Origin of the sequence: Halobacillus sp. BAB-2008 (genome assembly GCF_000328325.1) — a bacterium.
Lineage (GTDB): Bacteria > Bacillota > Bacilli > Bacillales > Halobacillaceae > Halobacillus.
Genome location: NZ_ANPF01000017.1, coordinates 41,295 through 51,319, shown reverse-complemented (window position 1 = coordinate 51,319; position 10,025 = coordinate 41,295). Strand labels below are relative to the sequence as shown.

7 protein-coding genes and 1 pseudogene are annotated in these 10,025 nt (G+C 42.7%); 4 read left to right on the top strand and 4 right to left on the bottom strand.

Features of this window, described 5'->3' with window-relative positions; genetic code table 11:
* A pseudogene (locus D479_RS05035) lies at positions 1 to 1,040 on the bottom strand (MFS transporter); the annotation flags it as partial.
* 84 nt (positions 1,041 to 1,124) lie between these two features.
* Between D479_RS05035 and yeiL the strand changes: the two are divergent.
* Positions 1,125 to 1,796, top strand: coding sequence for a transcriptional regulator YeiL (yeiL, locus tag D479_RS05030; RefSeq protein WP_008634365.1), 672 nt, complete (start codon positions 1,125 to 1,127; stop codon positions 1,794 to 1,796).
* A 23-nt stretch (positions 1,797 to 1,819) separates the two neighbouring features.
* Here yeiL and D479_RS05025 read toward each other — a convergent pair whose 3' ends face one another.
* Complete coding sequence (locus tag D479_RS05025) at positions 1,820 to 2,524, bottom strand: type II CAAX endopeptidase family protein (protein ID WP_008634364.1); 705 nt, start codon at positions 2,522 to 2,524, stop codon at positions 1,820 to 1,822.
* Positions 2,525 to 2,718: 194 nt separating this feature from the next.
* Between D479_RS05025 and D479_RS05020 the strand changes: the two genes are divergently transcribed.
* The gene (locus D479_RS05020) at positions 2,719 to 4,452 is read left to right on the top strand and encodes a DUF3578 domain-containing protein (RefSeq protein WP_008634363.1); all 1,734 of its coding nucleotides are present in this window, start codon (positions 2,719 to 2,721) and stop codon (positions 4,450 to 4,452) included.
* A complete protein-coding gene (locus D479_RS05015) occupies positions 4,424 to 6,895 on the top strand; it encodes a restriction endonuclease-like protein (RefSeq protein WP_008634362.1) in 2,472 nt (823 codons plus the stop codon). The genes D479_RS05020 and D479_RS05015 overlap by 29 nt, the downstream gene beginning before the upstream one ends.
* A gap of 194 nt (positions 6,896 to 7,089) precedes the next feature.
* Here D479_RS05015 and D479_RS05010 read toward each other — a convergent pair whose 3' ends face one another.
* The gene (locus tag D479_RS05010; RefSeq protein ID WP_008634361.1) at positions 7,090 to 7,431 is read right to left on the bottom strand and encodes a hypothetical protein; all 342 of its coding nucleotides are present in this window, start codon (positions 7,429 to 7,431) and stop codon (positions 7,090 to 7,092) included.
* A gap of 263 nt (positions 7,432 to 7,694) precedes the next feature.
* Between D479_RS05010 and D479_RS21010 the strand changes: the two genes are divergently transcribed.
* Positions 7,695 to 8,483: a halocin C8 precursor-like protein gene (locus tag D479_RS21010; protein ID WP_008634360.1), complete on the top strand. Its 789-nt coding sequence runs from the start codon at positions 7,695 to 7,697 to the stop codon at positions 8,481 to 8,483.
* Positions 8,484 to 8,588: 105 nt separating this feature from the next.
* On the opposite strand, the gene D479_RS05000 is transcribed toward D479_RS21010, so the two are convergent.
* A complete protein-coding gene (locus D479_RS05000) occupies positions 8,589 to 10,016 on the bottom strand; it encodes a PTS mannitol transporter subunit IICB (RefSeq protein WP_008634359.1) in 1,428 nt (475 codons plus the stop codon).
* Positions 10,017 to 10,025 lie beyond the last annotated feature (9 nt).

The following is a 10,025-nucleotide window of genomic DNA, read 5'->3' as shown; positions in this document are numbered from 1 at the left end:
AAAACGGTGAATACCGCGGTGCTCCAGCTGAGCGCAAAAGCGGAGTAGATCCCTTGAGCTTTCGGAATATGTGTGTGTGGGATGTTTGCTGTTAAGTACTTCATAAAGGCGTAGTGCCCCATGGCAAAGGAAAAGGCATGCAGGGTCTGTGCGAAACAAAAGACTAGGACGTTCGGAAAGGCGAATACGAGTACCCACCGCAGGGAAGATCCAGCCGCGGCCAATGCCAATAAGGTTCCGGGTGAAAAGCGGTTGAAACGCTTATCTGCAATGGAAAAGAAAATGATTTCGGCCAGGACGGCAATGTTGATGATGACTCCAATTAAATAAATGGGGGCATCAATCTCTTGTAAGAAAATATAGCCGTAGTTGTAATAGGTAGCATGGGCGGCTTGAAGCAGGACGACAATAATCAGTACGATTAAAAAATGTTTGGTGCGGAACAGGTCTAAGATGTTCACTCTTTTCGCCTGGTCGGCTTGAGGCTTCCGGGTTAAAATGTCCGGAGCACGTGTGAAGCTGAGAGCTGTAAAGCAGCTGATGCCAAGCAAGAGCGCCCAGAAAATCACGTCATCGCCGAACATTCCTGTAAATACAGTTAACAGGATTCCTACAGAGACGAACCCGATCGATCCCCATTGGCGGCTTTTTCCGTAGTGTTTCAATTCCTTGCTTTGGACAAGGACACCGGCTACGCTGTCCAGGGCCGGCATTAACGTCGGATAAAAAATATGCAGAAAGACGGTTACTATGAGTAAGCTTGGGAATGAATCAGCTGGTATGTAACAAAGGATTCCCAGCAGCGTGCCGATTGCCGCAATGTTCAACAGTGTTTTATTGCTCACTCATTCTAATATATACGGGAAAGCGAATAATGTGGAAAGCCCTCTCGCCACTAAGCCGATACTCATGATCAAGCTGGCTTCTGAAACGCTGATTCCTTTCGTCTGGATCATCCAGCCTGCCCAATAGGGTAGAAAAATCCCCCATGTCAGAAAGAAGCTGAAAAAGTGTGTGCTCATCCAACGCTGTGTGTTCATACGCATCCTCCTTATTGATAATCGCATGGTATCATGGGAGTAGATACGAATAATAGGAGATATCTCACATTTTGGAGGCGCAAAGTGGAAATTTACAAAGGTGAAAAGAAGCGAATGTATATAGAGGAGCATTCCATTGCCGATCGGTTTTCTTTTCCGATGGAAGAGTTTCTTGAAGTGAGGGAGTATCAGCGGGATGAATGGATCATCCGGGAAGACAGGCGGCCGGACTTTTTATTTTATATGACAGAAGGAAAAGCGAAGATCTATGTAACGCATCAAAACGGGAAAGTTTCGCTGATCAATTTCATTAATGCGCACGATTATATCGGCGAGATGGAACTGTTGAATGACGTGTACTATACAAAAGGGATCCAGGCCTCCACAAAAACGATTTGTTTTGCCCTGCCGTTTCTGCAGTATCGTACGAAGTTAATGGAAGACGCGAAGTTTCTTCGGGAATTGACGAAGTTCCTGAGTGTCAAAGCGACGTCCATGGCAGCTAAATATTCACAAAGCCTGGCTTTTCCTTTGGAAAACAGGCTGGCGGACTTCATTCTACAGACGGCAGACAAAGGGATATACAAAGAAAAGCACGTGATCGTCTGTGACTATTTAGGCGTTTCCTACCGCCATCTCCTGCATGTTTTGGCACAGTTTTGCGAAAAAGGGTACCTTCAAAAAGAAGGGAGAAACTATCGGATTCTGAACAAGCATGCGTTGGAGGAGCTGGCAGAAGCGATCAAGAATAGATGAAGGAAGACGGGCGGTAACCCCGCCTATCCCAAACTCGTCAATAAAACCATCGTTCCATTCGTGAGGCCGTGAATAAGGACGGCAGGCCAAATGGAGTTGGTACGTTCATAGGCCAAGGCGAAAATGATCCCACTGAAGAAATTCACGGGCATGACATTGTAAGTCGGGATATGGACGATGGTGAAGACGAACGAACTTAGCAGGACGGCAATCCATAACCCATAACGGGTGCGGAACCACCTGTATAAAAACCCGCGGTAAAAGATTTCTTCATAAATCGGTGAGATGATTGCTGCAGAGACGAAGGCAAGGAGGACGGTAAGAAACGTGACGTCCCGCTGGAGCGCCTCGGTCTTATTATTTTCCCACGTATTCCCTATGAAACTGGTGAGTACGACGATGATGACAGCACCGACGAGTAATGTTATGGAATAGATGAAAATCAACTTCCAATCCTTTTTACGGAATGGTTTCACTCCTACTGCGCTCCAAGAGAGATTCTTAGGTCGAAGAGCAATGAAATAGACCCCCGAAATTAACGTGATGGCTAATGTAAGCCCCACTAACGTCCCTGCATATAAATCATCCTCCAGAAAGTCTGAATAGATAGGATGAAGAACGAATTTGATGAATATGATCCCCACAAAAAACTCGATTCCTAATAAAAATAATAATTCCTTCCTGCCCCATGGATCTTTTTCTTTCCAGCTCGTGTCTTGATTGTTCATTCGACTACCCACTTTCTACAGATTGAATAATTCAACCATAGTAGATGACGCTACGTCACCTGCAAGGTTTTTTAGAAGGGGAGGGTGGGGGTTCTCTTTTTCATGAGGAGTAAATGGTATAATGTGGTGGAATTAGAAGGTTTATTATAATACATAAAGCAACTTACATTTCTACTTTAAGAGAGGGCGGTCTGATGAGTGATCAATGGAACATAGATAACAACAAACTTCAAAAATTATTAACTAAAATAACAAGCGAATATTTGATGGAAAGACAGTCTCCGTTTAAAAGCAATACGTTAGGGAAATTTGTCCGATCAGAAGTCCCAAAGATCGTTAACTCTCTCGGATTTATTGACGAAGAACACTTCGTAGTGAAAGGATCTGTTGGCCAAGGAAATTGGGCGCAGGTACCTTGGATTTCCATTCTTCATAAAAGCATCACGACTAGTACGCAACGTGGATACTATCTAGTTTATTTATTTAGTGAGGATATGAGTAGGGTCTATTTAACTTTTGCTCAAGGTGTTACGGAATCTACTAAAGAACAGCTGAAATATATGAAAGATAATATTAGAGGTGCGATTGAAACGGACCAATATGCTACTTCTTCCATACATAAAGATGACGAGATAAACCTGGGAAGCAGCTCTAAAGCAAAAGATTATGAAGAGTCCACAGCTCTTTACATACCATATGATTCTGCCTCTCTCCCTTCTGAAGATGAATTGCAGCAGGATTTACTATCCATGATAGAAATCTATGAGTATTATGTGAAGGTTCAAAGTGAACGTGTGGTAGAAGATGATAGAGGAGAACAGATAGAGTGGACAGACGAAAAAATAATTGACCATATTCATGCTTACATAAGAGATCAAGGGTTCTTTTATAGGTTGGAAGATGTGAAGAACTTATACTTGTCACTTAAAACAAAGCCGTTCGTCATTTTATCTGGAATATCAGGTACAGGGAAAACGAAAATTATCGAGCTGTTTGCGGAGAGTGTTGGGGCGACGGAGGAGAATAAGCAGTTTACTTTAATTCCAGTTCGGCCTGATTGGAGCGACGGGTCTGATTTATTAGGTTATACCGATATTAAGGGAGATTTTAAGGAGGGACCGTTAACTTCTGTGATTAAAGAAGCTTCCTTGAATAAAGAACTTCCCTATTTCGTTGTGCTAGATGAAATGAACTTGTCCCGTGTGGAATATTACTTTAGTGATTTTCTAAGCGTAATGGAAAGTAGAAAATGGGTAAATGGCGAAGTGGAAACCTTCCCAATTATGAAGGAAGAGGAAGTAGGAGAACGGTTAACTATTCCTTCTAACTTATATATCATCGGGACCGTAAATATGGATGAAACGACCCATCCATTCAGTAAAAAGGTGTTAGATCGTGCCAATACGATTGAGTGTAACGATGTTCATTTGGATAATTTAGCTTTTCTTGATGAGCAGCAAGAGTTCGTAAACCCGATAACATTAACAAATGAACGGTTGAAGTCTAATTACCTTCGCTTAAAGGATGCTTATTCTGCTAATTCAGAAACCATAAATCACGTAACACAAGAGTTAGTTGCATTAAATGAACTCCTTAAGCCTATTCAGGCACATGTCGGTTATCGTGTTCGAGATGAAATTTGTTTTTATACCATTTATAGCCGCTACTTATTGTCGTTGGATGAGGCATTAGATTATCAAATATATCAAAAGATTTTACCAAGATTAACGGCGAGTAATGGTCGGGCTTTTCAAGTATTGAAAGATTTGTTTACTTTCTTCACGAATCATTCTTACGAAGAAGATACCTCTTCCACTCAATTAGATGATATATTAAATGATTCGCGTTTCCCTAGAAGCGGACAAAAGGTGTTTGAGATGATCCAGCGAGGTGATTTAGATGGATTCACATCCTTCTGGAGCAGCTGAGGAAAGAGAGTTAATAGAAATTGAGACGGATTTATTATCTCTATATATAAAGGGGAAGCCTTATCACAGTCGATACGAGAGCTTGAAGCAATATAAAACAATTCAGCCTCACGAATCCATGCATTTCTCAGTAAATGGAGAAGCATCCATTAACTCTGTGAAAATCTTTGATGTAAAAGAAGAGCAATTAACAGAGCGCACGACCGTTCCACCACTTTTCTTTGAAAATGGTGTGTACCAGCTTGTTGTTACACCTAAGAGGGACGTGTCACTAGAGTTTGATCATGAACATCCCGGGCTAAGGAAAGCGGTTAGTAAGGTAGGGAAGCCTCCTTACCAATTGCTAATGGGAAATCTTACGTTTACTAATGAAGTGGGCTATACCACTTTCACTATTCTTTGTGAAGGGAAGAAGCAGTTAGAAATTACGTTAGAGGTGTTTCCATCTAAACTGTCTTATAAAGAAGATTACCTACAGCTAATGGAAGAAGTAAATGAAGAAATTTATAACTTATCCTATCATTTCGTAAAGAGAACCTATTTAGAGGCTACCACTACTCAAACAGTGGACTCTTCCTGGACAGAATTCTATCGCTTACTAATGGGTTATTTTAACCAATTCGTAAGAGCTGTTTCTCATGTTGAACGTCAACCACATCACCAATTAAAAAAGGAACACAGATTAGTGAGAGGTGACCAACTTAAAAGGCAAGATACGGCAGGATTAAAATACCTCCGAAAACGTCCGGATTTGTTTGTGGAGTCTGCCCGTGGCGTGCCTATCTATAATCAAAAGATAATGCCTACAAAAGGGTGGAATGTCCATAAGGAACCTACCTACGATACGTTAGAGAACCGTTTCATTAAATGGATGATGGTCCGGCTTTCCCATCGAATGGATTCATTGAAGCGAAAGCTGGAAGAACGTAGTCCTTTTTCCTACCCACAAAGGAACGAAGATAAAGTAGACCGCATAAAAAAGATGGAAACCTCCATTCAAGCAAGGCTGGATTCCCCTTTTTGGAGAGGTATTAGTAAGCTGGATCGATCTGTTATGTCTCTCGTTTTGCAAATGGCACCTGGATATCGGGATGCTTATCAAACGTATCTCACTTTATCTCGCGGCCTAGTACTACACGGAGAATTAGCAAGGATGTCTGTGAAGGATGTGGCTACGCTTTACGAGTATTGGACGTTCCTTAAGCTCGGACAAATGTTAGCTTCCAAGTACACAATGATAAGCCAGGATATTATCAAAGTAAATCGTGATGGGCTATTCATAACGCTAAATCAGTCCAAAGCAGCGAAAAGAGTTTTCCGCCATCCTCATACGAATGAAACCATCACGTTATATTTTCAGAACAATTCCGGCCGATTGCCGACAGTCAGACAGAAACCCGATTCTATGCTAAGTATAGAAAAGGCTGGGAAAGACCACGTGTACGAATACGTTTTCGATGCAAAATATCGGGTCGACTTTGCTGCAGAGGGAAGTTATTACGGACGAGCGTATGGTAGTCCTGGTCCACTAGAGGAAGATATTAATACGATGCATCGTTATCGCGATGCATTGGTGCAAAGTAAGGATGATACTTATGAGCACAATACCTTCGGAGCGTATGTGTTGTTCCCATGGGGGGATGAGCAGGAGTACGAAAACCATGCGTTTTATCAGAGTATCCAAAAAGTAAATATAGGTGGGTTCCCTTTTTTACCTCAATCCACGACGTTAGTCGAGCGCTTCTTAGATCGATTAATTGAATGTTCCCCAAAGCAATTGCAAGAAGAAGGGATCTTGCCTAAAGGCACCATCGAAGAATGGAACTCTAGAATAGATGAGCAAGTATTGGTCGTAAAGGTAGAAAGTGAAGAGCACTTAAGAAATATTATTCAAACGGGCTACGTGTTTGTATCAGATGCTTCTTTGTGTAAAGGTTGGAAATCCGCTAGCCAAATCGCCTTGTATAAACCGAAATCCATTTTCAAAGAGGAATGTGGGATTTCCCAATACGCTACATTATTAGAAATGGAAGTAGAGTATAGTCGCAACGGAATTAGTTTCCGCATAGCTTCCTGGAAGAGGCTGAAACATAAAATTAAGCCAGTAGGCTATGGAATTAGTACGTCTACCTTAACCACATTGACTAATTTAAAAACAGCCAAAGAATTGCCGCAGCTTTATATGAAGAATGCTAAAGAAAAACAGCTATGGGAGCTACTTAGGAGGTTCTCTAAAGAGATTCGATTAAGTCTTGACCATAAGGATCTTAGAGAGGCTGGTAAAGTTACCTCCTATTATCCTCTTTCTAAGGAGTTATCTGTAGAGGCGAGTGCGGAGGAGGTTACGGTGAGCTCTGGTGGGGGTAACATTTCTTTCACCTATAATCAATTGATGAGGAACGTAAATGGAGTATTTAAGGAAATAGTAAATTTAATGACGTGAAAATATTATTTAGCTATTTAAATTGCTTATATTAATAATTTTTCCCTCTAAACATTTTGTAACTAAGCTATGTACAAGTAATTTATTTTTAAGCAGAAACAGATCAAGGCATGTAAAAAGTGCTCTTTAGCGCCTTTACGAACAGGCCTTGATTTTTTCTATCACAAACCTTATGAAATAATAATTGGAGAGCATTAAGTAATACGAAAAACCTCAAAGTGAAGCCTTAATGAGATAATAAAAGCAACGATTGCAAAAATAATGGCAACTATATTGGAGTTAAAAACACTTATTCCTAATAAGAAACCCACTAAAGTCCAACATATACTAAAGGTAATTGAAAATATAATGGAAATTGGACGAATCCATCCAAAAAACAGGAGGCCTAAAAATACTAGTAAGCTTGCTCTCCAAGATTGAAAGTACCCCAGCACCATCATTGCGACAAGTAGTGATTCTAAGACTATTAACCCGCCAGCACTTTTTTCACGCTCGTAGCGATTCCTGGCATCTACATATTTGGTTTCGTCAAACAAACCAATGTCCTCCTTCCCTATGTGTAGGTTTAATAGATTTTTTTATAGAAATGAGTTTATCATAATTAAACTATATTTCCAATTAATTACACTAAAATGTTAACAATTATGGGTTATTTTACCTTTAGTAGGGTAAATGGAACCTGGAGAGAGGAGGAAGGGAAGTGGACTGGACCCTTGTCGTCATCGCTTTTATTATCATTTTATTTGGAACATTGGCTCTGATGAGATTCAATAACAAGAAGAAATAGGAGAGTGAATGAATGAAAAAAATGCGTCGGTTCAAGTCGGTATCTTTGGTGATGGTCATGCTCGCCTTGATCTTGTCCAGCTTCTCTTTCTCCACGGTCGTTACGGCTCATTCGGGTGATTTCACTGCCAATATGGAATCCAATGTCAGCCAGAAAGAATTCAACAAAATCAGGAATGATCTGAAGCATACGAAAGCGTATAAGAAGTATAAGGCGAAAACGAAAATCAATGCGGTTTCCAAGCATAACATCGTCATCAATAAGGTGGAGGGGGCAGGCGGGGATTATGCGTACATCGAATTCGTCTTCGATAAGAATCAGTCTGCGAAAAGCGGCAACCTCGTGTATGCGCAGTTCACGTATGACATGAAGAATAAAGAGGTCGTTGCGGATCAGGGATTATTTGCGGAATCGCTCGGGACGGACGGCAGCTTTAATATGAGTGTCCTGTACGGAGTGGGCGATGAGGAAACGGAGCTTTACAACGTGGACGTCGATAAGGACGGGAATCTGACGGATATCGACGGGCTTGCGCTTACGCAGCAGCAGGTGACGACAGACGCGAATAATAAGATCAAGGAGATGCTCGGCAAGCAGGCGGAAGGTAACGACGTACAGAGCTTGGGTTTCTGTGAGTATGCGGTCACGGCTCTCTGCGGTGCGGGCGGGAGTGCCGGGTGCTACGCCCTTGCAGGAGCGCTCGGGATCACGTCTGGTGTCGGTGGAGTAGCGCTTGCGGCAGTCTGCGGGATGATCGGAAGTCTCGGCTGCGCGGCGGCTACGGACGCGATTTGTGGATAGAGGATAAGGAGAGTTCCATAAAAGAGGAAGAGACTAAGAAACATTCATCCATGTTTTCTTAGTCTCTTCCTCTTTCTTTGTTCATCGCTTAAGAACGACGGATTTCTACTTCTTCAAGCGTTCTATCAGTTGTTCTAAGGCTGGATCGCTTAAATAGTTGCTGATCGTGATAATTTCCAATTCCGGGTGAGCTCTTCGCGCGCGTTCCTGTAAATCTTCATGGACCACCATGATATCCGAGTGTTCAGGGACATCTTCGATCCGGTAGTGTTTGACGTCCAGTCCTTCGATTTCATTCTTTTGCAGCCTCTTTCGGAACGTAGTAGCACCCATTGCGCTGCTTCCGGCTCCGGCATCACATGCGAACGAAATTTTCTGGATAGCTTTTTCTTCTTGAGCGGGTTTTGGAGCTTTTTTACCTGCCTGTTTCATCGCTTTGGATTTTTCCATGGATTCAGAGAGGTCGCCTTCTTTACTTTTGTCCAGTTTCAAGATGACGGCAGTGACTAAGAATGTGACGGCCGCTGCTACTAGGACTCCGGCGATGATTCCCAGGAAGCTCCCCTTCGGAGTCAATCCAAGGTAAGAGAAGATAGATCCCGGGCTTGGTCCTGCTACGAGACCTGCATCAAACAAGCTGAATACAGCTATACCGGACATGCCTCCGGCAATCATACCAATGATTGTAAGTGGTTTCATCAATACGTATGGGAAATACAGTTCATGGATTCCCCCGAAAAAGTGAATGATAATGGCGCCTGGAGCCGTTCTTTTCGCCGCCTTTTGACCGAATACAGTGAAGGCGAGTAATAATCCAAGGCCTGGACCAGGGTTGGAAGCTACAGTGAAGTAGATGGACTTACCTGCTTCTGCTGCCGCCTGCATTCCCAGGGGATAATAAATGCCTTGGTCGATCACGTTATTGAGAAACAACACTTTGGCGGGTTCGTTGATGACAGAGAGCAAAGGCAGCAACCCTGTAGCAACCAATGCTTCGATGGCTGCTGTCACCAAATTGTTCGCTGATTCTATGGTCGGTCCGATGACGTAAAAGGATAGAATCATCAGCAGGAAACCGATAATTCCGAGAGAGAAATTATTGATGATCATTTCAAACCCTGCAGGAATTCTGTTTTCAATCATTTGATCGAACTTCTTAATGACCCATCCGCCTAAGGGTCCGATAACCATGGCTCCAAGAAACATCGGGATATCCGATCCGACTATGAGACCGATGGCACCAATGGCACTGATGACCGCTCCCCTTTGCCCGGCGACCATCCGTCCTCCTGTGATGGCTAACAGCAAAGGAAGGAGATACGTGATGGCAGGACCGACAATTTGGGCAAGGTCCTCATTCGGGAACCAACCGGTTGGTATGAATAAAGCGGTCAGCAGTCCCCATGCAATAAAGGCACCGATGTTAGGCAGGACCATATTCGTTAAGAAACCGCCAAATGCTTGTACTCTGGCGCGGGTAGAGGGAGGGTTCAAATCTACAACATTATTCGAAGCCTGTGCTGTATTCGGCATATCCGTCAT

What these genes read in the sequence shown, in the direction of transcription:
- D479_RS05025 (WP_008634364.1), bottom strand. Translation starts at nt 2,524, where the DNA reads ATGAACAATCAAGACACGAGCTGGAAAGAAAAAGATCCATGGGGCAGG.
- D479_RS05020 (WP_008634363.1), top strand. Translation starts at nt 2,719, where the DNA reads ATGAGTGATCAATGGAACATAGATAACAACAAACTTCAAAAATTATTA.
- D479_RS05015 (WP_008634362.1), top strand. Translation starts at nt 4,424, where the DNA reads ATGGATTCACATCCTTCTGGAGCAGCTGAGGAAAGAGAGTTAATAGAA.
- D479_RS21010 (WP_008634360.1), top strand. Translation starts at nt 7,695, where the DNA reads ATGAAAAAAATGCGTCGGTTCAAGTCGGTATCTTTGGTGATGGTCATG.
- D479_RS05000 (WP_008634359.1), bottom strand. Translation starts at nt 10,016, where the DNA reads ATGCCGAATACAGCACAGGCTTCGAATAATGTTGTAGATTTGAACCCT.